Annotated in this window: 23 protein-coding genes; 5 read left to right on the forward strand and 18 right to left on the reverse strand. The window is 70.6% G+C overall.

What is annotated here, in order from left to right; all coding sequences use genetic code 11:
* Window positions 1–146: 146 nt before the first annotated feature.
* The 9 genes from ADK54_RS37985 to ADK54_RS46475 all read right to left on the reverse strand — a co-directional run bounded on the left by ADK54_RS37985 (window position 147) and on the right by ADK54_RS46475 (window position 7,806).
* On the reverse strand, window positions 147–1,484 hold the full coding sequence (locus ADK54_RS37985) for an IS110 family transposase (RefSeq protein WP_053730392.1): 1,338 nt from the start codon (window positions 1,482–1,484) through the stop codon (window positions 147–149).
* Between the two features lie 345 nt (window positions 1,485–1,829).
* Window positions 1,830–2,834 (reverse strand): helix-turn-helix domain-containing protein, encoded by a 1,005-nt coding sequence (locus ADK54_RS37990; RefSeq protein WP_063802147.1) that lies wholly within the window; start codon window positions 2,832–2,834, stop codon window positions 1,830–1,832.
* Window positions 2,835–2,927: 93 nt separating this feature from the next.
* Window positions 2,928–3,983 (reverse strand): cytochrome D1 domain-containing protein, encoded by a 1,056-nt coding sequence (locus tag ADK54_RS37995; RefSeq protein WP_053730394.1) that lies wholly within the window; start codon window positions 3,981–3,983, stop codon window positions 2,928–2,930.
* A 120-nt stretch (window positions 3,984–4,103) separates the two neighbouring features.
* Window positions 4,104–4,244 carry a hypothetical protein gene (locus ADK54_RS46470; protein ID WP_159048017.1) on the reverse strand — a complete coding sequence of 47 codons (141 nt, stop codon included), beginning with the start codon at window positions 4,242–4,244 and terminating at the stop codon, window positions 4,104–4,106.
* 27 nt (window positions 4,245–4,271) lie between these two features.
* The gene (locus ADK54_RS38000; RefSeq protein WP_053730395.1) at window positions 4,272–4,943 is read right to left on the reverse strand and encodes a hypothetical protein; all 672 of its coding nucleotides are present in this window, start codon (window positions 4,941–4,943) and stop codon (window positions 4,272–4,274) included.
* Window positions 4,940–5,518 carry an RNA polymerase sigma factor gene (locus ADK54_RS38005; protein WP_234392376.1) on the reverse strand — a complete coding sequence of 193 codons (579 nt, stop codon included), beginning with the start codon at window positions 5,516–5,518 and terminating at the stop codon, window positions 4,940–4,942. Before ADK54_RS38005 ends, ADK54_RS38000 begins: the two co-directional genes overlap by 4 nt.
* 113 nt (window positions 5,519–5,631) lie before the next feature.
* Window positions 5,632–6,108, reverse strand: a complete 477-nt coding sequence (locus ADK54_RS38010; protein ID WP_053730397.1) for a hypothetical protein — start codon at window positions 6,106–6,108, stop codon at window positions 5,632–5,634.
* A gap of 2 nt (window positions 6,109–6,110) precedes the next feature.
* Window positions 6,111–7,397: a molybdopterin-dependent oxidoreductase gene (locus ADK54_RS38015; RefSeq protein WP_199827136.1), complete on the reverse strand. Its 1,287-nt coding sequence runs from the start codon at window positions 7,395–7,397 to the stop codon at window positions 6,111–6,113.
* Window positions 7,398–7,614: 217 nt separating this feature from the next.
* Window positions 7,615–7,806, reverse strand: coding sequence for a hypothetical protein (locus ADK54_RS46475; protein ID WP_159048018.1), 192 nt, complete (start codon window positions 7,804–7,806; stop codon window positions 7,615–7,617).
* A gap of 394 nt (window positions 7,807–8,200) precedes the next feature.
* Between ADK54_RS46475 and ADK54_RS38020 the strand changes: the two genes are divergently transcribed.
* On the forward strand, window positions 8,201–8,962 hold the full coding sequence (locus ADK54_RS38020; RefSeq protein WP_078966956.1) for an endonuclease/exonuclease/phosphatase family protein: 762 nt from the start codon (window positions 8,201–8,203) through the stop codon (window positions 8,960–8,962).
* Between the two features lie 132 nt (window positions 8,963–9,094).
* Here the strand turns inward: ADK54_RS38020 and ADK54_RS38025 are convergent, their stop codons facing one another.
* Window positions 9,095–10,216, reverse strand: a complete 1,122-nt coding sequence (locus ADK54_RS38025) for an FAD-dependent oxidoreductase (protein WP_053730399.1) — start codon at window positions 10,214–10,216, stop codon at window positions 9,095–9,097.
* 53 nt (window positions 10,217–10,269) lie between these two features.
* Between ADK54_RS38025 and ADK54_RS38030 the strand changes: the two genes are divergently transcribed.
* A complete protein-coding gene (locus ADK54_RS38030) occupies window positions 10,270–10,962 on the forward strand; it encodes a TetR/AcrR family transcriptional regulator (protein ID WP_053730557.1) in 693 nt (230 codons plus the stop codon).
* A 140-nt stretch (window positions 10,963–11,102) separates the two neighbouring features.
* On the opposite strand, the gene ADK54_RS38035 is transcribed toward ADK54_RS38030, so the two are convergent.
* Window positions 11,103–11,618 (reverse strand): putative immunity protein, encoded by a 516-nt coding sequence (locus tag ADK54_RS38035; RefSeq protein ID WP_053730400.1) that lies wholly within the window; start codon window positions 11,616–11,618, stop codon window positions 11,103–11,105.
* A gap of 276 nt (window positions 11,619–11,894) precedes the next feature.
* Here ADK54_RS38035 and ADK54_RS38040 point away from each other — a divergent pair, with 276 nt between their 5' ends.
* A complete protein-coding gene (locus ADK54_RS38040) occupies window positions 11,895–12,425 on the forward strand; it encodes a hypothetical protein (protein ID WP_159048019.1) in 531 nt (176 codons plus the stop codon).
* 159 nt (window positions 12,426–12,584) lie between these two features.
* Here ADK54_RS38040 and ADK54_RS38045 read toward each other — a convergent pair whose 3' ends face one another.
* Window positions 12,585–12,929 carry an EthD domain-containing protein gene (locus ADK54_RS38045; protein WP_063802154.1) on the reverse strand — a complete coding sequence of 115 codons (345 nt, stop codon included), beginning with the start codon at window positions 12,927–12,929 and terminating at the stop codon, window positions 12,585–12,587.
* Between the two features lie 113 nt (window positions 12,930–13,042).
* Here ADK54_RS38045 and ADK54_RS38050 point away from each other — a divergent pair, with 113 nt between their 5' ends.
* Window positions 13,043–13,543, forward strand: a complete 501-nt coding sequence (locus tag ADK54_RS38050) for a MarR family winged helix-turn-helix transcriptional regulator (protein WP_053730403.1) — start codon at window positions 13,043–13,045, stop codon at window positions 13,541–13,543.
* Window positions 13,544–13,822: 279 nt separating this feature from the next.
* Here the strand turns inward: ADK54_RS38050 and ADK54_RS38055 are convergent, their stop codons facing one another.
* The 4 genes from ADK54_RS38055 to ADK54_RS38070 all read right to left on the reverse strand — a co-directional run bounded on the left by ADK54_RS38055 (window position 13,823) and on the right by ADK54_RS38070 (window position 18,238).
* Entirely contained in the window at window positions 13,823–14,215 is a 393-nt protein-coding gene (locus ADK54_RS38055) for a hypothetical protein (RefSeq protein ID WP_053730404.1), read from the reverse strand.
* A 414-nt stretch (window positions 14,216–14,629) separates the two neighbouring features.
* Window positions 14,630–15,526 (reverse strand): Rieske 2Fe-2S domain-containing protein, encoded by an 897-nt coding sequence (locus tag ADK54_RS38060; protein ID WP_078966958.1) that lies wholly within the window; start codon window positions 15,524–15,526, stop codon window positions 14,630–14,632.
* Window positions 15,527–15,881: 355 nt separating this feature from the next.
* Window positions 15,882–17,063, reverse strand: coding sequence for a M20/M25/M40 family metallo-hydrolase (locus ADK54_RS38065; protein ID WP_053730405.1), 1,182 nt, complete (start codon window positions 17,061–17,063; stop codon window positions 15,882–15,884).
* Between the two features lie 110 nt (window positions 17,064–17,173).
* Window positions 17,174–18,238, reverse strand: a complete 1,065-nt coding sequence (locus ADK54_RS38070; protein WP_063802148.1) for a DMT family transporter — start codon at window positions 18,236–18,238, stop codon at window positions 17,174–17,176.
* A gap of 338 nt (window positions 18,239–18,576) precedes the next feature.
* Here ADK54_RS38070 and ADK54_RS38075 point away from each other — a divergent pair, with 338 nt between their 5' ends.
* Entirely contained in the window at window positions 18,577–21,693 is a 3,117-nt protein-coding gene (locus ADK54_RS38075) for an AfsR/SARP family transcriptional regulator (protein ID WP_234392377.1), read from the forward strand.
* On the opposite strand, the gene ADK54_RS38080 is transcribed toward ADK54_RS38075, so the two are convergent.
* Together ADK54_RS38080 and ADK54_RS38085 are read right to left on the reverse strand one after the other, a co-directional pair.
* Complete coding sequence (locus ADK54_RS38080) at window positions 21,683–21,874, reverse strand: hypothetical protein (RefSeq protein ID WP_053730406.1); 192 nt, start codon at window positions 21,872–21,874, stop codon at window positions 21,683–21,685. The genes ADK54_RS38075 and ADK54_RS38080 overlap by 11 nt on opposite strands.
* Before the next feature lie 170 nt (window positions 21,875–22,044).
* On the reverse strand, window positions 22,045–22,968 hold the full coding sequence (locus tag ADK54_RS38085; RefSeq protein ID WP_053730407.1) for a hypothetical protein: 924 nt from the start codon (window positions 22,966–22,968) through the stop codon (window positions 22,045–22,047).
* Window positions 22,969–23,000 lie beyond the last annotated feature (32 nt).

The raw sequence follows: 23,000 nt of genomic DNA on the forward strand, positions 1-23,000 counted from the left end.
CGTCCCGGACGGACACAGGCCGATTTTCCCGCCATCACGGCGGCCAGCGCAGCGGCCCCAACTACTGAACGGAAAATCAACGGTCCGATGGGCAGGCGGTAGCGTCCGGGTGGCGGAGCCGTCCCGGACGGGTCTGTGACGGGTGTTCAGGCGGTGTCGGCGCTGGGGGCGAGGGTGACCTGGTGGCCGAGGTGCTCGAGCTGGCGGACGAGGTCTCGGGGCTTGCGTTGGGGGTGGAGATGTCGCTGGTGCCAGTCGGGGCCGAGTTCCTGGTAGCGGGCGTGTGGGTCGTCGATGAGATGCCAGACGATGACGAGGATCGAGCGGGCGACCGCGACCAGGGCCTTGGCGTGACCGCGGCGTTTGACCAGGCGTCGGTAGCGGGCGCCGAGGAAGGTGTCGGTCCGGGCGGCGGCACTGGCCGCTTCGCCGAGCGCGCCTTTGAGCCAGGGGTTTCCTTTGCCGGCGGGCCCGGTGGTGCTCTTGGCGCCGGACTGGATGGTGCAGGGGCACAGCTTCGCCCATGAGGCGAGGTGGGCGGGTGTGGGGAAGACGCTCATGTCGGGGCCGATCTCGGCCAGGATGATCCGTGCGGAGGTTGGGCCGACGCCGGGGATGTCGTCCAGGCGGGCCAGCAGCTCGTCCCCGAACGGCACAGCAGCGGGCGACGGTGCGTGGTCCGGCGCGTCACTGCGGGGGTCGGGCAGGGACGCGAGCGTCGTGGCGATGTCCTGGTCGAGCGCGGTGATCTGCGCGGTGAGGTGGTCGACGGTGGTCAAAAGGAGCCGCAGCAGTCGGGCGTGGTGGTCGTCGAACTGCCCGGTCAGGGCTTCGACCAGGGCGTCGTGCTTGGTGGTCAGCCGGCCTTGAGCGAGGTTGGCCAGGGTCCGGGGGTTGCGCTCGCCCGCGATGAGCGCCTCCATCATCGCCCGTCCCGAGAGGCCGAACGGATCGGTGGCCACGGACGAGAGTTTGATCTGCGCATCCTGCAGAACCTTGTCGGCCCGCAGCTTGTGGCGCGATCGCTCGCGGACGAACACGGTGCGGGTGCGGGTGAAATCCCGTAGGTGTCGCACGGGACGGGGCGGCACGAAGGAAGGGCGGACCATGCCGCGTTCGAGGAGCTTGGCCAGCCATATCGCGTCCAGTTTGTCGGTCTTCGGCCGGCCCGGGACGTTCTTGACCTGGCGGGCGTTGACCAGCCAGCACCGCAGCCCCCGGCTTTCCAGCAGGTAGTAGAAGGGCTGCCAGAAGACGCCGGTCGCCTCCATCACCACCAGATCGACGCCCTGGCAGATCAGGTGGTCGCCGAGCTCCAGGATCGCGTTGGTGGTCGCCGCGACGGTCCACACCTTCTGGGTGCGCGCGCCCTCGCGGGTTTCATGCGGCAGCCGCAGGCACACCACGCCGCTGTTCTTGGCAATATCGATCGCGGCCACTCGGGCCACCGTCTCGTCCGGCAGTTCCTCGCGCGGCTCGTCCACAGTTCCTCCCGGCCTTGGGCTCCCCTGGGGTGGAGACTGCCCGGGAAGCCGGAGGGGAACGGCAAGGCTGAACGGCGTGCACGTGGCAACAGTCGGTGGCCCCTGGCTGGCTCCCTCGTCAGACTCTTCTTCGGGCGCGCAGGCCCAAACCGCATCGACGTGGACGGACAGCCTCCATACCCACCATCGCTGCCTGCGCTCCAGGAACGACACGGCGGTCAGGAGCGCGCGCACCCGCTTCGACGCTCCGCGCACCGATTTTCACGCCGCCAGGCGTGACGAGAGGAACAGGAGGACTCTTCTGCGAAGAAGGCACGGGGGCGACCGCGACTCCCTGTGGCTCCCCTACAGCCAGCCCCGCCGCGTCGCCTGAATTCCCGCCTGAAACCTGCTCGTCGCCGCAAGGCGTCCCATCAGCACCGACATCCGCCGCCGCAGGCTCCGCTCGCTGATGTGGAGTTGCCGCGCGATCGCTTCGTCCTTCAAACCCGCCGCCAGCAGCGCCAGCAGCGCGTCGTCCGGTGTCGGCGTCTGCGCCGACGCGGCCACCGGGCCGGCGCCGATTCGCGCTCCGTCCAGCGCTCCCAGCGGAGTGCCCCGCTCCCACAGCTGCTCGAACAGGGCCACCAGCGCGTCCGTCAACGCCGAATGGCGCACCAGCACCGCGCTGTCCATCATCCGGTCGGCATGGGTGGACAGCGGCAGCAGCGCCCGCCGCCGGTCCGCGATCACCAGTTTCACCGGCACGCTCGGCAGCACCCGTATCCGCTCGCCCAGCTCCGCCAGCCGCTGTGCCTGCCGCCAGCCCCCGTCCGCGGCCAGCACCTCGGCGGCGTGTACCGCGCGGCACTCCACACCCCGTTCCAAGAGCCGCTGCATCGGGGCCAGGCTGTCGTCGGCCGGATCCAGGAACGGCGGGCCGACCAGCGTCAGCAGTTCCCCCTCGGTGCCGGCCAGGAGGTCCTGAACTCGGGCATACTGCGCCGTGCCACCCCGTACCACTTCGGTCAACCGCGCCGGGTCGTCGCGCAGTTGAGCCTCTCGGTACTCGGCGGACAGCTCGTCCACCGACTGCCGCATGCGGTCCAGCTCCGTGCGGCGTTGGCGCAGCAGCGCGCCGAGCGCCACCTGGGGATCGGCTGACAGCCACGCTTCGCCATCGGTCCCCTCCGCATCGTCACCGTCGGCCTCGACCAGCCCGAGCCCGGCCAAGTTCCGCAGCGCGGCCCGTACTTCGGCCCGGGCCAGGCCCGTTTCCGCCGCACACTCCTGGGCCGAACCCCTGCCGAGCCTCACGAGCGCCCGATAGACCCGCTCCTCGCTCTCACCCAACCCCACGGCTTCCCACACTCCCGCAGGCTATCCGGCCGCCGCCGGACCCGACAGCATCCGGCAGCGGCCTGTGGACAACTCGTCGACGCAGGGCTCGCGTTCGGCCGCGACTCAGCCGGCCGTCAGGAACAGCGAGGTGACCTGTGGCAGCCCGGCCGGATCCAGGGTCGCGGTGGACTTCCCGGCACGCAGGTCGATGGAGGTGATGCCGGCCTTGTCCTCCTGCGCCTGGAACAACTGCTTGCCGTTGGATGCCAGCGCCAGCGTGCCGAAGGAGTCCGGTACGGCGATCTGACGGGCTTTCAGCGTGCGGGTGTCCACCACCGAGACGCTGTCCTCCGCGGTGTTGGCCACGTACAGACTTCTGCCGTCCTTCGACAGCTGGGCCTTGAACGGTCGCCCGCCGACCTGCGCCTGACGGGGCTTCGCGGCCGGGTTGTCCACTTGGTACTCCGAGACGGTGCCACCGTAGTAGTCAGTGGCGTACAGCGTCTTGCCGTCGTGGCTGAGTAGCACCTCGCGAGGAGCCCTGCCGCCGGTGTAAGAGGCCGTGACCTGGTAATTCGACAGGTCCATTCGGTCGATCCGGTCCCTGGAGTAGATACCCAGGTACGCGGTCCTTCCGTCGGAGCTGATCGCCACGCCCTGCGCCGGCGCACCCAGATCGACGGTCCTGACGACCTTGCCGGCCATGAGGTCCACCACCGCCAGCGACTGAGCGACCATGCTGGTCACGTATGCCGTCTTCCCGTCCGGGGAGAGTGCGATGGCGTCGGCGTCCACGCCCATCGGGATCTCCTTCGCCAGCCTGCGCCCGACCATGTCCACCACGGACAGCGTGCCGCTGTGGTGGTTCGCCAGGTACGCGGTGCGCTGGTCCTTCGAGAGTGCGGCCGCCCAGGTCTCGGCTTCCTTGCCGATCCCGAAGCGTGCCACCTCCTTGCCGGTGGCGGGGTCGATGCCGACCAACTCGGTGTTGTCGTCCTTGCTGAGGGTGCTCGGTGTGGTCCACAGCGTGTCGTGGCCGCCACCGTGCTGGTTCCTCTGCTGCCCCGGGTGGCCGTTGCCCGGCTCGGCTGAGGCGTGGGCGCTCACGGGGGTCGCGCAGAGCAGCGCCACCGCGAGCGTGACGGCCGTGGACAGGCTGCTTCGACGTGCGCGTCTCATGGGGATCCTCCAGTGGTGGGGTGGAAGTCTGCCCCGCACGCTAGACAGCGTGCTGACGCCTTGTCGACGGCTCGGCGCCTCCCAGTCTGGCCGGAACCGGTCTTCGGCCGAACCCGGCCATCACGGCTTTTCGCGCAGCTGATCGCGGACTTCCTCGACCCGGTGTGGCCCGGCACTTCGCCGCAGTACGGCGAGTGCGGCCACCTCGGGGGCTCCCCGCAGCACGGCGGGCAGAGTGTCGTCCCGGACGACAACTGCCACGCCGTGCAGGGCTTCTGGCCTGCCTGCCTACGGATTCGTCCCCGGGGCGACGTATCCCTCGCCGATGCCGTTGTCGGACTCCGGGACGCAGTTGGGCACCTCGCGCACCACCGACATCTGCAGTGTGCCCACCTGCCCGTGCGGTCCCGTCGTCGCCACGAACAGGAGGTGCTCCCCATGGGGGACGGCACTCGGCCTGATCAGCGAGTAGTGCCCGCTGATCCCGCTGTCCGCGCCGACCTGGGGGAACACCTTCAATGGGTCGACGCTGTTGTCGTAGTGGACGGTGGCGTTGCAGGAGGCGGAGAACCCCATCACCGCTGCGGGGATGCCCGCTTGGCGCAGGGCGTCCTGCAGCCCGGGGATGCCCTTGGGGCTCATCACCTTCACGGCGATGGTGCCGTCCGGGATGGACTTCATCGCGTAGTCGGCATTGACGATGTCGATGCCACCGCTCTCGGCGCGGTGCGGCGTCGGCGCGGCCGAGGGACCGGCCGCGGTCTGCTTGTCGTGGGTCCCGCCGGCCAGCGGCACGGCGACCGCCACGGCGACGGCGGCCGCGACGGCGCCCAGCGTGAACGTGACTCGGCGGCGCGGGACGCGGATCCGGGCGCGGTGGCCGGGCAGGTCGGCCAGGGTGGCCGCGCGGGCGTTGAGCTCGTCCGCGAGCTGCTGCTTGAAGTGCAGGGGGGCGTTCACTGGGTGGCCTCCAGAACGGCTTCGCGGGAGTCGGTTCGGGTGTGCTCGGCGGCTTGCAGGGCCCTACGGGCGCGGTGCAGCCGGACCCGGGCGGCGGTCGAGGTGATGCCCAGCGCCTGCGCGGCCTCGCGGGTGGTCAACCCGTCAAGGGCGACCAGGTCGAGCACTTCGCGCAGTGTGTCGGGCAGCGCGGCGTGGGCCGCTGCCATCTGCCGGGCGGCGCGGGCGGCATCGATCCGCCCCTCGATGGCGCTGATGTCCTGGTCGTCCAGCAGCCGTCGGCCGGTGATCCGGGCGACCGCGTGCTGCTCGCGGGCGCTGCCGCGGAAGTGCGCGGAGATGACGTTACGGGATATGCCGTGCAGCCAGGCGACGGGCGCGCCGCGCCGGGCGTCGTAGGTGTGCGCGTGTTCCAGTGCGGCCACGAAGATGTCCGCGGTGAGGTCGGCGGCCAGGTGCGGGCTGTCGACACGTCGGGTGACAAAGCTGAGCACGGTGTCGAACTGCTGCTCGTAGAACGCTGCGAACCCGGCGGGGTCGCGCATGGGTGGTGCTGTCGGATGCTCCGCTGGCACGGATGGCTCCTTGGGGCAGGCCGGGCGTGTGGTGCCTTACATCTCTACTTGGTCGCAGCGCCCGGAAGTGTTACATCCCTCATCGGCCATCGTGCTCGCCCGAGCCGAACTAACTACTCCTCGTCGTCGGTATCGGCGGCTCGGCGCAGGCGGCGCAATGTGAGTGCGAAGGCCAGTGCCGAAGCGCCGAAGAGCACCGCCGTGATCGCCAGCCAGCGGCCGAGGTAGACGTTTTCGGACAGCCGCGTGGCACCTTCGTAGGGGACCGCCAGATCGAGGATGAGCGGGAACCACACGAGGAGCAGCACACCGGACAGGAAGGTGGGTACGCGCAGGTAGTTGATCCACGGCACCTCCGGCACGCGGCCGGCGCGGTGCCGCAGTACGGACTGGGCCGAGAGATCGGCGAGCGAGTACAGCGGTAGCAGGATCAGGTCGTGGAGGATCGCCGCTCCCACGAACCAGATCGCCACTTCGAGCGGCCGGACCGCGAACAGCCGCACCAGGGCGTAGCCGGTGAGCGCGAACGAGCAGATCAGCACGAGGAGATGGAGGGGCCCGGAGCCGTACCAGCGGGCGAATCGTGCCATGGTCAGGTCCTGAAGGTAAGCCGGTGCACCCACTTGGTGTTGTTCACACCAGGGTTGGCCGGGACGATGACACGGGCGGGGTAGCCGTGGTCGAGCGAGAGATCCGCGCCGTTGACGCGCAGGGCGAGCAGGGCCCGGGGGTCGTGGATCTGGTTGCCGCGCAGGACCACCGAGCTGTAGGGGCCCGGCGGTTGCACGGATTCCACCAGGACGCTGTCCGCGTCGGGCAGTCCTGACATGGCGGCGAGGTCGGCAAGGCGCAGGCCGCTCCAGTGCTGGTCGGCGGTGGACCACCCTTCCACACAGGCGATCGGCAGCGCGGCCGCGTACTGACGCATCGTCAGGAGCTGTTCGCGCGTGAAGACCGCCGCCGGTCCTCGGCCACGCACCTCCAGCCGCCAGCTCGGGCCGACGTGGGACAGGGAGACCCCGACGGCCGCAGCGGTTTTGTTGATCTGGAAGCCGTTGGGCCCGCTGCCCGGGTTGCGGTTGTGCGGCGCGAGGAGGGCGGTGGTGCGCAGCCGACCGCCGATGCTCTGCCCGGCGGTCACCACCAGCAGGAGCAGTGACCCCGCCCCCACCATCCCCACGGCACCGCGGCGTGACATCGTCGGCGCCGCGGGCGCGGCCGGTACCAGGCCGTCCGGGTCGGGGGGCTCGGGCCGGGTGTCGGCCACGCCGGTGCGCAGTTCGGCGGCCAGGTCGCGGGAGCCGAGGGCACGGGTCATCCGGCCGAGCCGCAGCGCCACGTGAACCACGAACGCGGCGATGAACACCCAGGCACCGTAGAAGTGCAGGGTGTAGAAGGAGCCTGGGAAGACGTAGTAGAGCTGGATGTTGAGGATTCCGGTCACGAACTCGAAGATGACCCCACCCACCAGCATCAGCAGGGACAGCCGCTCAAGGCCGTGGGCGACCGTGCGGACCGGAAGCCACTCGAACAGCTTCGGGATGACCGACCACAGCTTGGCGAGGAGCACCGGCACAAGGACCACGCCGAGTGTGATGTGCACACCCTGGGTCAGCCGGTAGAGCCAATAGGGGTGCGTGGGCCAGTCGAAGAGGTAGAAGCCGAGCAGGCCCTTGTCGGGGGTCTGGTCATTGAGCGGGCCCAGATCCGGATTGTAGGCCGCGTACGAGAGCATCCCGGTGACGAAGAGCACCGGGATGCCGACCAGCAGCAGCAAGCCGAACACCGATGTCAGCCAGGGACCGCGGATCGGACTGCGCCAGAATCCGGGGCGGAAGGGCCCTGGAGGCGGCGGCGTCCGGCCGATCCGCCGCGCCATGGCCCGAGTACCGGCCGCAGCCGCGGCCGCACGGGCTGCCATCGCGGTGCCGAGCCGTCTGAGACGCCGCCGCGCATGTGTCATGTCCAGCGGCGAGCGCCTCGATCCGCCGGACGGACCGGAGTCCGGCGGCCGTCCGCCACTGCCCATCAGCCGTCTCCTCCGCATCGGGGCACGCCGTCAAGGACGAGCGTTCGACCACCAGAATCCCTTCCGACTAACCCAGGCCGGCGACCGCGGCGACGGCCCTGGTCAGCGCATCGGCACCGGTGCCCAGACCACCGAGTCCGCCGACGGAGCTGGTCAGGGGGCTGTCGTCATCATCGGCGAAGGCCGGTGTGAGCGAGGCGGTGCACAGCACTACAGCGGTCAGCACAGCGACGGTGACGGTTCGTCTGATGGATCGCACGATGTCTCCAGTGTGAGGGGCCCACGGATGTGGCGCTCCCCGGACAGTGCCCCCTCCCCGACCCCCACTCGCGGTTTGTCATCAGGTTCCCCGGTATGGCCCAGCCCATCAAACGACGGCCACCACGGACACACCCAGCGCCCACACAACGCCACCGGCCGCGAGTTCCGAAACGGACACCCACCGCAACCCTGCGCCACCCTTCACCACCGACGCGGCGCCCCAACTTCAGTAACTGCTACGGGACCAGGCATGTGCTCCGCCGCAGCGGACATGAACCACTACGGTGCGTTCCAGCGGTGCCGAACCGGTTCAGCCGGGCTCGGCACCGCCGTACATTACCGTCCGCATCACACCGTCCCGGCGGTAAGAAGAAGGCGTGGAGAGGGGAAGCGTGGAGAGGGGAAGCTTGCGGGATCTGCCCAAGTCGGCGACGGAGCCCGATGGTTCCGCGATCGTGCGCGTGCTCAGTTACAACGTCCGTTCCATGCGCGACGATGTCGAAGCCCTCGCCCGGGTGATCCGGGCCTGCGAGCCCGACGTCGTCTGCGTTCAGGAAGCGCCGCGGTTCTTCCGCTGGCGCAAAGCCGCCGCCCGCCTCGCCCGGACCTCCGGGCTCGTGTACGTCGCGGGCGGCGCCACCGCCTCCGGCCCCATGATCCTCTCCTCGCTGCGTGCCCACGTGGAGCGCACCGAGGACGTCCTGCTACCCCGCACCCCCGGCCTGCACCAGCGCGGTTTCTCGACCGCCGTGCTGCGGTTCGGACCCGCCCGGCTCGGGGTCCTCAGCTGCCATCTGAGCGTCAACGCCCAGGAACGCCACGGGCAGGGCCGACTGCTCTTGGAGAAGCTGTCCGACTTGAACGTGCCGTACGCCGTCGTCGGGGGCGACTTCAACGACCGGCCCGACGGCCGCACCTTCGGGCTGCTCGCGGACGCCCTGCAGGACGGCTGGGCGGCGAAGCCGTGGGGGCGGGAGCACACCACACGGCTGGGCGATCCGCTGCAGAGGATCGACGCGGTCTTCGCGACGGACGGGCTGGAAGTGTTGGGGTGCGGGGTCCCGATGGGGCTCCCCGGCGTCTTTGTACGAGACCTCCGGGCAGCCACGGATCACCTGCCCGTGCTGGCCGCGCTGCGGGTGCCCGCCACGTAGCACAGCACCGCATCGCACCCCCGCTCCTCGAACTCCCCCGCCTGCCAATATCGACCGGAGCGGTGTCATGCACTACTGCTGTCCCGTGAAGCCTTGACGAGACTTCAGGGCTGGTGCTCTCGCGCTTGGCAGTCAGGATGGCTGGACTTGGTCGAAGAGGGCGAGGGCTTCGGCGGGGTCCGGGCTCACGAGGCGTTCCAGACCGGCCGTGGTGATCTTCGCCCACTTGCCGGCCCGTGCCCACATCTGTTCCTCGAAGGCGCGGACCGCCGCGTCCAGATCGTCGGGGCCGGTGGCGATGGCCTCGGCGAGTTCGGCGCCTTCCAGCATCGCGAGGTTCGCGCCCGCCCCCAATGGGGGCATCAGATGGGCGGCGTCGCCCAGTAGCGTCACGCCGGGTACGTGGGTCCAGGTGTGGGACACGGGCAGGACGTAGAAGGGGCGGTGGACGAAAGCGGTGCCGTGGCGGAGGAGGTCGAGGACGGGAGCGGCCCAGCCGTCGAACAGGGCCAGCAGGCCCGATCGCACGGCCTCGTCGTCGGCCAGGTCAAGGCTCGCGTGCCAGTCCAGCGGCGCGCGGAACTTGGCGTACACCTTGACGTGGCCGCCACTGTTGCGCTGGGCGACGAGGGACCGGTTCACGCCGTACGCAGCCACGGAACCGTCTCCGATCAACCGGGCGAGGTCGGGGTGGCGGGTGTCGACGTCGTCGAGGGAGGTCTCGACCGAGGTGACGCCGGTGTAGTGCGGCGTCACCGACGAGACTGCCGGGCGGATCCGGGACCAGGCGCCGTCCGCGCCGACCACGAGGTCGAAGGTCTCCTGCCCGCCGTCCGCGAAACGGACCAGGACGCCGTCCCGGTCCTCCCCCGGCACCACCTGCGTCACGTCCCGGCCCCACTGGACGTCGAGGGGGCCGAGCAGCAGGTCACGCAGTTGCCCGCGGTCGATCTCGGGATTGGCCGGGTCGTCCGGTCGCGCAGGCCAGTCGCGCAGGACCGTCCCGTCCGTGTCCAGGATGCGCATGGCCTGTCCCTCGGGGCGTGACAGCGCCTGGAACTCCGTCAGCAGCCCCGCCTTGTCCAGCGCGAGCTGGCCCAGCCCTTCATGGAGGTCCAGCGTGCCGCCCGGGGGGCGGGCGTCGGGGGCGGGATCGCGTTCAAGGACGGCGACGGGGTAGCCATGGCGGTGCAGGACACGGGCGAAGGCAAGGCCACCGGGGCCGCCCCCGACAACAGCGATACGATGTCTCATGTCGATACACTGTATTTCCCCAATATGATGCATCGCAAGAGAACGGTGTGACCATGACTGTCTGGGACCGCCCGGAGCCGCCGACTCGCCCCGTGCCGCTCGACCGCGAGCGGATCGTCGCCGCCGCCATCGCGCTCGCCGACGACGGCGGCCTTGAGACGGTGTCGTTGCGCAAGGTGGCCGCCCGGCTGAACGCCGGCCCGATGCGGCTGTACGGATACATCTCCACCAAGCAGGAGCTGTTCGACCTCATGGTGGACGAGGTCCAGGCCGAGATCCTCCCCGAGGAGCAGCCCGGTGACTGGCGGGAGGCGCTGCGCGTGCTCGCCCACCGCACCAGGCAGGCGGCTCTCCGTCACGAATGGCTGGCCGACCTGCTCGGCGGCCGCCCGACCCTGGGCCCGAACGGCCTTGCCGTGACCGAGGCCAAGCTGGCCGCCCTCGACGGCCTCGCCGACGTCGACACCGTCATGCGCGCTGTCGAGACGGTCAGCGCCTACTTCACTGGTGCGATCAGGCGCGAGATCGCGAACGTGCGGGCCGAGCGCGCCACAGGCCTGTCCAAGCACGAGTGGCGGCGCGCCTCGGGCCCGCATGTGACGAGAATGCTGGCCACGGGCCGTTTCCCGGCCCTGGCCAAGGCCGTGTACGACGGCACGGACGTGGACGCCGAGACGTCCTTCGCGACCGGCCTGGACTGGGTCCTCGACGCGGTGGCCGCCAAGCTCACCCGCCCGCCGGCGTAACTCTCAGCTCTTGCCGCATGTGAGCGAGGACGGGGTCGGCGCGGGGACGACACCGCCGCGCGCGCCTCCGACGCGTCGGAGACCGAGAGGCACTGGCGGCGATCGTCTTCTTGTGGATGGTGCTGGCGCCGGATGCGCACTCAGCAGTCAAACACCGACCAGCAGATGTCGTTCCGCAATCGCTGGTCGTCAAGGACGAGCTCGCGAATCGCCTCCGGGAGCTGGTCGCGTTGCCACTGGCACTCGCGTCGCCCTGCGGCCTCACTCTCGTCTTTTGGCGCGGCAGCCCGTACGGCCTTGATCGCATAGGCGGCCGCACCGAGCTCGTGCGCGGCGACGTGTGCGACGACTGCGGCTTGGCCGGCGGCGTAGGCGGCATGCCGTGCCGCGCCCCGCAGGTCTCGCGCCGCACCCATTGCGTGGCCGCCCGCCGCACGGGCCTGCATCATCTTGACCTCGCCACGCACCCAGGCGCGGGCATGCTCGATCGCCTGGCGCGGCCGTGGATCCTCGGGCTGAGCCGACTCGAAGAGATCAAGGACGTGCTCCGCGCAAGCCGCTGCCCACAGGGCGAGCAGATGGTGATCCGGATCAGTGAGGGTCCCACCACGGCGGATCGTCACGAAGCGAGGGTCCCTGACCTTCGGGAGGATCATGGTTGGCATTCCTTCCTGCTGGTATGCAGCGAAGCCTGCAAACCCGGTGGTCGATCCGCAAGCCCGGCTACCATCTCCCCGCCGGACGGGGCGAGTTCTCGGTCGCCGACCACGTCGCTCGCGGTCCCCGGCGGCGATCCGGGAGCAGGCGTGCACTGTCCGGCACGGTCCGCTCGTCCGCTCGTCCGCCGACGGCTCATGCATGGAGCATCAGCCGCTCGCGGCCTGCATGTTCGGGTTCGTTACGGTGAAGGTGCAGGCGCGGGGATGGGCGAGATGGGTTTTCGTAAGCCGAAACTGACGGCGGACATGGTGCCGGTGGCCGACTGGCACAGCGTCGAGCAGTTTTCGATCAGCAACATGCCGCGGCTCAACGGCCGCGAGGCCGAACGCGACATGTGGGCTCTGCGGACCCCGCGGATGATCGGCAAGAAGCCGGCGTACGCTCCGTGCGCGTTCCTCAACACCTCCGCCTTCGTGAACGGCCCGCAACAACTCTTCGAGGGCCGGGATTGCACCCGCGTCCCGCTCACCGTCGAGGATGGCCAGGAGGTCGACGGTCAGCGTCACTTCCGTGTCCTGGACACATACGACACACCCATCGGTACGATCCGCAAGGTCCCGCCGAAGTCCCGGCCCTTCAGGCACACCTGGCACATCGACCAGCCGGACCGGCCCGAGATCGCGGGCCGCAACGAGTGGTCCGGCATCGATTGTGGGCACCGCGCCCGGCATGACCACCGCCATGCCGGGCCGGGCCGGACGTGTTTGTTGGACGTCGGTAGGCCTGCGACGCGACCCCGCTGACCCCGAAGTACGCAGTCAGCCAGTGAGGATTGACACGGGTGATCTGAGGCTGGGAATCCGGGCGGCATCGGGAACCCTGAACCAACTACCTATTGACTGTTCGTCGGTGCCGCGATCATCAGTGTCGTCAGGGCGGCAGGGTGCCGCCGCTGGCGGTGCTCAACCGAAGACCGGGCTCTCGGTGGTGTAGAGGAAGCGGGTCTGAGAACGATCCAGGAATTTCTCCTCGTCCTCGGCGACGACCGTGGTGTACGTGTCGGACGTGAACCAGCGGGCGGCATCGGCGACGTCATCGACCCACACCTCGGCGACACCGTCGTAGACAGCGTTGGTCACGCCGGGGATCTCGTCGTTGGTGGGCAGGAGCTGGACGTAGCGCCGGACCGGGACCTCTCCGGCGGGCAGGCTCGCGATCAGTGCGTTGTGCTTCTGCGTCCAGTAGTCCACGAACTCCGCGTGGGTGAGGTCTGCCCGCCGGGTGAGGAAAATGCTGATCTTGGTCACAAAGGGCTCCTTGATGAGGCCGAGCTTCACTTGCCTGGGCAACTCACAAGATAGACCTCATTGACTTGCCTGGGCAACAGAAATCTCTTGCCCGGGCAAGTACGATGGGTCGCATGGATGCACCGTCACCGTGGCTCGACACCGAGCAGCAGGAACTTTGGCAGGACCTTCTCACCGTCGTGATCGCGCTGCCTGCGGCCCTGGACCGTCAGTTGCAGCGCGACGCGGGCATCTCCAACTTCGAGTACAGCGTGCTCGCCCGGTTGTCGATGGCGCCTCAAGTCACCATGCGCCTCAGCGAGTTGGCCCGGGGCTGCGACAGCACACTCCCGCGGTTGTCGAAGCTCATGGACCGCTTTGAGGCACGGAAGTGGATCGTCCGTCGCATTGACCCGGCGGACGGTCGGTACACCCTGGCCACCCTGACCGACAGCGGTCGGCAGAAGGTGGTCGAGAGCGCACCGGGGCACGTCGCGCAGGTGCGCCGACTCGTTTTCGACCCTCTGACCGCTGCGCAGCGCCGCCACCTTGGCGCAGCCCTGTCGAGCGTCGCCGAGACCGTACGCCGGGAGGCCGCAGGCGGCCCCACCGGCGCAGTGACGAGCAGCCACTGACGGAACGAGGACCGCCGTCCGGTACGGCGAATCCTCGGCTCGGCGCTCGCGTGCCCGAAGTGCTCGACCCGACCGTCGAGTTCCTGGCCACATCGCGATGCCGACGAGCGGGCCGGCCTGGGCACCGCCGGGCCCGCCTGCATCTGCCTGCCGCCATACGGAGCGGACGCGAGCACCCGCCGTGCCGGGCCCCGGCACCGCAACTAAAGCCGGCGGGGCCGCTGCTGTAAGGCAACGGCCCCGCTTTTCATGTCCTGTCGGACGGCATGACGGCGTACGTCAGAGCAGCTTCTGCGGGGCCTGGAACTGGTCGACGGGCGCGATGTTGCAGTCGTTCTTGATGGTGCCGAGCAGGTGTCCGCCGATGCCCTCGCCCTCGGGCAGCGGCACGAGGCAGCGTCCGTCCACGTTTCCGAGCGGGGCACCGTGGTTGTTGAGGATGCCGCCCGACTCGCCCGTGACGGCGGTGTCGCCGTTGCGGGTCCCGAAGCTGGTGGTACCCCCCTGGCCGCTCGACGTCGGGCCCTGTCCGACCTGGGTGGCGAGGACCTTCTGGAGCGCGTCGGTGGGGCTCCTGTGCGCCTGCGCGGTGGTGTGTGCCGAGGCGGGCATGGCGACGGCCATCGTTGCGGCGGTGGCGAAGGCCGCGCCGGCGAGAACCTGCTTGATCACGGTTGTGCTCCCATTCGGTGGGTTAGTTAGGGGTGACAGGCCCGCCCTGTGAAACCTGCCGCCCCTAGAACGAAGAACATGCAGAACACGTCACAAATTGCGCCCATTCAGACCAATGCGCCGCAGTGGAGGCTGGTACGGCCGCGGTCCGCCAGTGGCCTCCCAGGCGGCCGCAGCCGCCCCCCAAAAGCGAACCTCTCGACCGTCGCCGCCACCGGTGTCGGACACGCGTGACCGATGCGCCGGCCGGGCGGCAGGGTGTCGAGTGTGCCGGGCCCCGGGCTGGTCAGGCGCCGGGACCCGTGTGCACTCTCCATATGCGCCGGGCTCAACGACTCGCAGCCGCCCCCGGTCACCCACCTTCCCCCACCCAGACCAGTCCGAGCCCGGCGAGCCCCGCGAACCGCCGCTCGTTCAGCTTGCCCCGTCGGCTCTTCCGGTGGCCCGCTGGGCCGCGCCCGGGAGCCTTACTTCCAGCACGTCCTGCCCGGTCAGCCGGGTTTCGAAGACGGGCTGGGGTGCCGTGGCAGGGCCTCCTACGTTCTGGCCGTCCGCCAAGCGGAAGACGCTGCCGTGCCACGGGCACTCGACGCATCCGTCGGCCACTTTGCCCTCGGACAGCGGACCCGCCATGTGGCTGCACCGGTCGACCAGGACGTGGAACCCACCGTCCGGCTCCCGCACCACGAGCAGCGGCACCGCTCCCAGCATCCGCCGGGCCGCCCGCCCCTCGGAGAACTCCGCGGCGCTGCCCACCGCGTGCCAACCCGGCTCCACCAGGTGATGGATCGGCTCGGTCTTGTTGGCGCCGGCCGCCTGCCGGTAGGCGAGATGGCCTCCGATCATTCCGGCGGCGCTGGCCACCGTCAGCCCGGCGAACGCGAGGAGCCGACCGAGCGCCGGCCTGCCGCGGCCCCGTACGACCCAGGAGCCGGCGTACAGACCGATGGCCACGCCGTTCGACGCGGCGTGCACCACTCCCGTACGCAGCTGCCGCTCGGGCTGCTCGGCCCAGTCCACCCACCCCGCCCACGCGGCCGGCACGGCGGAGACGACCCCCATGCCCACCAGGAGACGCGCGTTGCGCCCGGCGCCCGGCACGAGATCGAGCACCGCGGCGGAAGTCCACGCACCGATCGGCACCTGTACGAGCACGGGGTGCAGCGGGTGTCCGAGCGGCCGCCCCTGGAGGACAGCGCGGTACGGTCCCAGGGGCAACGCGCGAACAGCCTTCTGCAACCGGCCGGTGATCTTGTCCAGCTGATGGGCCTCGCCGAGCGCGTCGAGGGCCTTGAGCAGGGCCTGAGCCATGGCATCACATCCGTTGCCATGGCTTCGTCCCGGAGCGCCCAACCCGGCCGGCGCCGTCTTCGCTGACAGGAATCGCATGGGATCCGGTTAACCCTCGCGGCCCCGAGCCAAACGACCGGCCGGCCGGTTCTACCCGTACACGAGTAGCGTCCGCGCACCGGCCCCCGTCCGCTGGCGGGTTCGACGGCGGGCTGGTACTAGGGGCCCACGGCGCTCAGCGCTCGCCCGGGCGAGCGGCTCCTTGCGATGTCCGAGCCTGCTGGTGCCCGCAGAGCAGACCGGAAAGGCCCCGGCCCCCGCAACTCCGCGCGGGAACCGGGGCCTTCGGCCGAGACCGGATACGGGGCCGGCTGCGTCAGGCGGCCAGCGCGTGGCGCTCCGAGACGTCCGTCGCGAGCATCAGGTTCACCACCGCGACGACGCTCTCCAGGAGGGCCTGCGTGCCCAGGACCAGTTGCTCGTCCGGAGTGTGCTCCAGGTTGGAGTGGCTGTAGCCGCCCGTGCTCGGCACGAAGATCATCGCCGTCGGGACCTTCGTGCTCATCACGCTCGCGTCATGTCCGGCGTAGCTCAGCATCCGCTGGAAACGCTCGGAGTTGCGCACGCACACCTGCTCCACGGCATCGACCAGCCGGGTGTCGAAGTCCGCGACGGGCTTCGCCGACGTGGTGCGCAGCTCCGCCCTGCACTGCTCCTCCCCGGCGATCAGCCGCAGCTCCTCGGCCAGGAGTTCCTCGATCGCGTCGAGGGCCTTTTCCGTTCCGGCACGCACCTCCACCTGCACGGTGGCCGCGCCCGGCACCACGTTCGGCGCGTTCGGCTCCAGGACGATCGAGCCCACGTTGCCGATGGAGGCCGGATCGACCTGCTGGCACACGTCCCGCACCAGTGCTCCGAAGCGGGTCGCCACCCGTCCCGCGTCGGCGCGCAGCTCGAACGGCGTGGTGCCCGCGTGGTTCTCCTGGCCCTCGACCCCGATCATGTAGCGGCGCACTCCGACGATGCCGGTCACGGCGCTCAGGTCCAGCTGGGCGCGTTCCATGCGCGGCCCCTGCTCGACGTGCAGTTCGAGGTAGCCCAGCAGTTCCGTCACGTGGGGGTTGTGGCTCAGGGCCGTCGATCCGACGAGGCCGCCGTTCGACTGGAGGGTGACGCCCTCCTCGTCGTAGAACGCGACCGTCTCCAAGTAGTCGGCTGCCGGGTGGTTCGCTTCGTGCAGGGTGCGCAGCACCTCCATGGCCGCGATCACTCCGTACGCCCCGTCCAGCCGGCCGCCGCCGGGGACGGTGTCGGCGTGGGAACCGATGAGCAGCCAGGGGCCCTCGCTGGCGGCGCGTCGGCTGAATACGTTGCCGATGTCGTCCCGCCAGGTGTCGAGCCCGGCGACGCGCATCGTCTTGTCGATCCAGTCACGCCCGGCGAGATCGGCCGCTGAGCCGGCCACCCGGTAGATGCTTCCCTTGGGGTCGGCGCCGATCTGGCCGAGGTGGGTGATGTCGGACAGCAGGCGCTCGGCGTTGATGGTCGGGAAGGACATGATCCTGATTCCTTGTTCGTTGAGGTTCGTTGAGCGGAAGTGGATTACGCCGGTGGGCGTTCGAGAGGGTCGGAGCGATCGTCGTCAAACGCGCCCTGACGAAGGGAAGTTCAGGCGGCCGTGGATGACGACTGCGGCTGTGCGGCGTGCGGGGTGGGTGCGGTCTGTTCTGTCTGGGCGGCCGGCTCGGCGCGCTTGGCCGTGGCACCCGATCCCAGCGCGATCCCCACGATGATCAGTCCCATGCACGCCACCTGGATCGGGGTCGTCGGCTCACCGAGGGCGAAGTACGAAACGACGGCGACGAACACGGGCTGCAGGTAGTAGATGAACCCGGCGCGGGTGGCACCGATCAGGTCGATGGCCTTGTTCCAGGTGAAGTAGGCGACGGCGGACGAGCACACGCCGATGTAGAAGAGGGCTCCGAGCGTTCCGCCGGTCGGCGTGAACCCGCCCTGGACGCTGAGGCTCACCGCGTATGCGGGCACCAGCATCAGCGTGCCCAGCACGAACGTGGTGAAGAGGAACGCGAGCCCCGTCAGGCCGGCCGGCTTGCGGCGCACCATCGCGCTGTACCCGGCGAACGTCGCCGTGGCCACCAGCATCCACAGGTCGCCCGTGGAGAACTCCAGGCCCAGGAGCACCGACAGGGAGGCTTTGCTGACGAGCGCGATCACGCCCAGGAGCGCGATGACCAGACCGGCGGCCCGGCGCCGTGAGACTCGTTCACCGCCGGTCAGCACTCCGAAGGCAACGATCATCGCGGGCGACGTGGCGGCTATCAGCGCCAGGTTGGTGGCCGAAGTGCTGCGGCCCGCCTGGTAGATGAGGCTGTTGAACAACGTCACCCCGAGCAGTGCCGCGAGCGTGAGGAAGCCCAGGTGCTTGCGGATCAGGGCGCGCTGCCGCCATGTCTGCGCGGCGGCCAGCGGTGCCACCGCCAGCATCGCGATCGTCCACCGCCAGAAGGCGGTCTGGACCGGAGGCACCGTCTCGTGCAGGGCGCGTGCTATGACGAAGTTGCCCGACCAGATGAGGGTGGCCGCGGTTGCCAGGATCGGCCCCAGCCACACGGCGAGCGAGCGCTTCGCGGACCGGGGTCCGGACGGCGCCGCCGCCCTCTTCGACGGCGCGCTCACGGGTTCCGTCTCGGCGGCTTTCGTATCGAGGGCCACGGTGGTTCTCGTTTCTTTCGGTGGGTCCGGTAAGGGCGGTCGAGGGCGCCTTTCGTACGGGCGGCAGCGGGGCCGTCGCAACGGATGAACCGTCGGAGTCGGCCGCTCCTGGCCGCTGGCCGGGGCTCTCGATGCCTGAAGACTCCACGGCCGCGCTCCCGTTCCGTTACCGCCCCGCTCCCGTCTCGCGGGACCGCGCCGCCCCAGCGAGGGGAACCTGGAGGGAACGCGCGTGCCGTCCTACAGGTCAAGACCACTCTGTACCGTCCCGCGGGCAACCCCTATGATCGCCGAGTAATGCCCTGGCCAGGGATTTTCAGGGCGGAACGGGGAAGGTAATGACGGGGTACGACGGCGGGAATCCACGCTTCAACATCCTTGGTCCGCTTGAGGGTTGGGCGGACGGGAAGCGACTGCGCCTCGGCGGCGCGATCCACGAACGCGTGCTCGCGAGCCTGCTCCTGGAGGCGGGCCGCACCGTTCCCGTGACCCGTCTGGTGGAGGCGGCATGGAACGACAACCCGCCCGCGACCGCCGCCCACCAGGTGCGCAAGGCCGTCGCCGAACTGCGCCGGCGCATTCCGGGCGGCGGCGAGGTCGTCGTCACCGACGGGCCCGGCTACCAAGTGGCCCTCGGTGCGGTGGAGCTGGACCTCACCGAGTTCAGCGCCCAGGTGCGCCGGGCGAGCCTTGCCGGCGGTGAGGGGCAGCCCGCCGAAGCGGCCGACGCGCTGCGCCGGGCGCTCGACCTGTGGCGCGGGCCCGCCCTGTCGGGAACGGGCAGCGACCTCCTCGAAGCCGCCGCGACCATGCTGGAGGAGCGCCGCGTCGCCGCCGCCGAGCAGCTCACGGAGCTGCGCCTGTCCGCCGGCGAGACCGGCGAACTCGTCGCCGACCTGCGTGATCTCGTCGCCCAGAACCCGCTGCGGGAGACCCTGCGGGGCCACCTGATGCTCGCCCTGTACCGCGGCGGCCGGCAGGCCGAGGCCCTGGAGGAGTACCACAAGGTCCGCGACCTCCTCGTCGAGGAGCTCGGCATAGACCCCAGCTCCCGGCTGAGCGAGCTGTACGAAGCGATATTGCGCGAAGCGCCCGAAGTGCAAGCCCCGGTCCCCCGCCCAGCGGCGCCGCGGGACAGCGCGCCCGCCGAGCACTCCGCGGCCGCCGCTCCGGCCAAGGAGCCGGCGCCACGGGATCACCCGAAGCAGGACGATCCGTCCGAGGCGCCCTGCACCCTGCCCTACGACCTGGCGGACTTCACCGGCCGCGACCGGGAGCTCTCCACGCTGCTCGCCTCCATGACCGGCGCCGGATCCTCCACGAGCGGCCGCGGCGAACCCGGTCGCACCAGCGCCCTCGTGGCGATCGACGGCATGGGCGGCAGCGGCAAGACCTCCCTCGCCGTGCACGCCGCGCACACGGCCGCCGCCGACTTCCCGGACGGCCAGCTCCACATCGACCTGCGCGGGTTCACTCCCGGCGAGACCCCGATGACACCGGCCGCCGCGCTCGACAGCCTGCTGCGCGCCCTCGGCACGTCCAGCGACCACATCCCCGACGACGTCCCGGGGCGCGCCGCGCTCTGGCGCTCCACGCTCGCGGGCCGCCGCGTGCTCCTCCTGCTCGACAACGCCGCGGACGCCGCACAGGTGCTGCCGCTGCTGCCCGCCTCACCGGGCTGCCTGGTACTGGTCACCAGCCGGGAACGCCTGCTCGACCTCGACGGCGCCGACTGGCTCTCCGTCGGCCCCATGTCGCCCGAGGACGGCACCCTGCTCATCGAGGAGGTCCTCGGTCGGGCCCGCGTCGCCGCGGAGCCGGAGGCCGCCGCGGAGCTCGTACTGCTCTGCGGCAGGCTTCCCCTCGCGCTGCGCATCGTCACCGCACGCCTGCGCAACAGGCCGCGCTGGACGCTGAGTTACCTCGTGGACCGGCTGCGCGACGAGACGTACCGCCTGGAGGAACTCAGCGCGGGCGAGCGCAGCGTCGCCGCCACCCTGCAGCTGTCGTACCAGGCCATGGAGGAGGGGCACCGCGCGGCGTTCCGCGTCCTTGGCCTGCACCCCGGCGCGGACGTGGACGCGCATGCCGCCGCCGCGCTCCTGGGGACGGACACGCGCAGCGCGGAGACGGTCCTAGAACGGCTCCTGGACGTCCAACTGCTCCAGCAGCCCGACATCGGCCTGTACCGATTCCACGATCTCGTACGGACCTTCGCGCAGAGCCAGAGCCGGCCCGCCACCGAGCAGGACGACACAGCGGCCGTACGGCGGCTGCTCGACTACTACCTCACGGCGACCGAGGCCGCCTGCACCCGTCTGTTCCCGGGCCGCAGCCCGCGCCCCACTCAACTCGCGCCCTATGAAGGGGAGGTGCCCCGCTTCGCCGACATGGAGCAGACCCGCCGCTGGTTCGACCACGAACACGCGAGTCTCGTCGCATCGGTGTCCCTCGCCGACCGGCACGGGTTCGACCGGCACACCGTCAGCCTCACCCGCAACATCGTGTTCCGGCTCAACGCCCTCGGCCGCTACGACGAGTTCAAGGACCTCAGCCAAACCGCCGTCGTCGCGGCCCGGCGCACGGGGGACCTCGCCGTGCTCGGTTTCACCCTCTCCAACCTGAGCGTGGCCTGCTGGAAGCTCGGCCATCTCGAAGAGGGCATCCAGTCCGCCACCGAGGGCCGTGACATCGCCGCCCGGCTCGGCGACCAACTCACCGAGGCACACGGCGAGTCCACGATCGGACTGCTCCTCACCGTTCTGGGCCGCCACGCCGAGGCGCTCCCCCGCCTGGAACGCGCACTCGGCCTGGAGCGAGCCCTGGAGGTCCCGCGCGCCGAGGCCGAGACCCTCACGAACCTCAGCACCCTGTACGCCCAGTGGGGCAAATACGACGAGGCGGCCGCCATGGCCCGCGCCGCTCTCGCGGTCCACGACCGCCTCGACTACCGCGACAGTCACGTCATGGCGCTCACCGACCTGGCATTCGCCCAGGTCGGACTCGGCTCCTACGAGGAGGCCCGCGACTGCCTGCGCCGGGCCCGCGAACGCTGCCACCCGTCGAGCCCGCCCGGTGACGTCGCGCTCGCCCTCGCACTGTCCGCCACGGTGGAGGAACTGTTCGGGGACGCCGACGGATCCGCGGGTTTCGCGGACGAGGCGCTGCGGCTCGCCCGTGCCGGCGGCAGTCCCACCCGGCAGGCCAAGGTCGAGAACATCGTCGGGCGGTTCCACGGGCGCCGCGGTGACCACGAGCGGGCCGCGACACTGCACCGCCGGGCGTATGAGCTGGCGGCGCCGATCCACTACCGCGCCGAGGAGGCCGGCGCCCTGTACGGCCTGGCCGACGCCGCCGAGGCGTCGGGGGACCTGCCGGCGTCCGCGCGCCACCAGGAGGCCGCCGACGCGCTGAGCGCCTTCATGGGGCGTGTCGCCCCGCAGCTCACCGACTGACCGGCAGCGACTGGACGACCACGGTCGGGCCCTTGCTGTCGGCCCGCACCGAGGTCGGGCCCTTGCTGTCCGCGAGCGCCGGGGCGGTGGAACCCGTCGATGCCGCACCCGCGACGCCGAGACCCAGGACGAGGGCGGCCGCCGCGAAGACGCCGACGAACTTGGTGAGGGAGCTGCGCATGGTGACGTCCTTCGAGTGAGTGGTGGTGCGTGGTCGCTCTGACATCACCGATGTTCGTGCGTCGCCTTCCCGAACCGGTCCTGCCCCGTTCCCGGCGGATACCTCGGTGTTCCCGGGCCGCTCCGATGACGGCCCGGACCGATGGCGAGCGGTCCCCCGCCATCCACAATTCAGCCCGACAGCAGCCACGGCCCGGACGGCGGCCGGCCCGCGAGCGCGCCCAGCACGTCCACCACGACGTCCCGCCCGGCCCCGTTGCCGACCGGAGCCCGCGGGACCGAGCCCCCGGTCGCCTCCACGTCCGCGACGCGCGGCCCTTCGCGCGTCAGCACCACACGCGTCCGTACGAAGCCGAACTCCAGCCCCACGAGGTCGAGCAGCGCACGGACGACGGCCCGCGCCCCCACCACGTCGGCGTCCGTCGAGCGCCCGCCGAGCCCTGGTCCCGTACGAGGCCCGACCACCGCGCCGTCCAGCGCGGTCAGCCGGATCACCTCGTGCATCCCCGCATGGCTGAACGTCTCTACGACCACCTCGGGCCCGGCGAGACACTCCTCCACGACGCAGGGCATGCGGGGCGACCGCCGGGCCCAGGCCTCCAGTTGGGCCCGGCCTCGGATGATCTCGCCGCGGTGCCGTCCCGACCCGTTCTTGATCACGAAGGGGTACGGGAACCCGTCCGCCCAGGCCAGTGCCATCGCCGCCGATGTGACGGGCACGGCGCGCACGGCGGACACCCCGCTCTGGTTGAGCATCCGTCGCAGGAGGGCCGGATCGCGGAGCCCCTCAAGGACCCTGCCCTGCCCGGGGTGCAGTTCAAGGAGCGCCTGCCCGACCGCCAGCCGGGGGCCGGGCAGGTCGCCGAAGTACAGCACGTGCGTGATGTCGAAGGCGCGCGCCGCCCGGACCAGCAGGGCCCGGAGGGCGCCCACGTCGTCGACGTTTCCCGCCAACTGCCGCTCGGAGAAAGCCCCTTGAGCCGGAGGGTCGTGGTCGGCCCGCACCAGCCACGCGTCGAGCCCCACAGCCGCGACCGACTCCAGTACCCGCGGTTCCGGCCGCACGAGCAGCACCCGCTGCGCGTTCCCGTTCATCGCGCCCTCCTCCCAGCACATGACATGCCAGG

The sequence above is a fragment of the Streptomyces sp. WM6378 genome (assembly GCF_001279695.1).
Lineage (GTDB): Bacteria > Actinomycetota > Actinomycetes > Streptomycetales > Streptomycetaceae > Streptomyces.

Coding starts and splice junctions, on each gene's coding strand:
- ADK54_RS38085 (WP_053730407.1), bottom strand. CDS start 22,968: ATGAACGGGAACGCGCAGCGGGTGCTGCTCGTGCGGCCGGAACCGCGG.
- ADK54_RS38025 (WP_053730399.1), bottom strand. CDS start 10,216: ATGAGACATCGTATCGCTGTTGTCGGGGGCGGCCCCGGTGGCCTTGCC.
- ADK54_RS38040 (WP_159048019.1), top strand. CDS start 11,895: ATGGGTTTTCGTAAGCCGAAACTGACGGCGGACATGGTGCCGGTGGCC.
- ADK54_RS38075 (WP_234392377.1), top strand. CDS start 18,577: ATGACGGGGTACGACGGCGGGAATCCACGCTTCAACATCCTTGGTCCG.
- ADK54_RS38080 (WP_053730406.1), bottom strand. CDS start 21,874: ATGCGCAGCTCCCTCACCAAGTTCGTCGGCGTCTTCGCGGCGGCCGCC.
- ADK54_RS38030 (WP_053730557.1), top strand. CDS start 10,270: ATGACTGTCTGGGACCGCCCGGAGCCGCCGACTCGCCCCGTGCCGCTC.
- ADK54_RS37995 (WP_053730394.1), bottom strand. CDS start 3,983: ATGAGACGCGCACGTCGAAGCAGCCTGTCCACGGCCGTCACGCTCGCG.
- ADK54_RS38015 (WP_199827136.1), bottom strand. CDS start 7,397: ATGGCGCGGCGGATCGGCCGGACGCCGCCGCCTCCAGGGCCCTTCCGC.
- ADK54_RS38065 (WP_053730405.1), bottom strand. CDS start 17,063: ATGTCCTTCCCGACCATCAACGCCGAGCGCCTGCTGTCCGACATCACC.
- ADK54_RS38035 (WP_053730400.1), bottom strand. CDS start 11,618: ATGATCCTCCCGAAGGTCAGGGACCCTCGCTTCGTGACGATCCGCCGT.
- ADK54_RS38050 (WP_053730403.1), top strand. CDS start 13,043: ATGGATGCACCGTCACCGTGGCTCGACACCGAGCAGCAGGAACTTTGG.
- ADK54_RS38010 (WP_053730397.1), bottom strand. CDS start 6,108: ATGGCACGATTCGCCCGCTGGTACGGCTCCGGGCCCCTCCATCTCCTC.
- ADK54_RS38060 (WP_078966958.1), bottom strand. CDS start 15,526: ATGGCTCAGGCCCTGCTCAAGGCCCTCGACGCGCTCGGCGAGGCCCAT.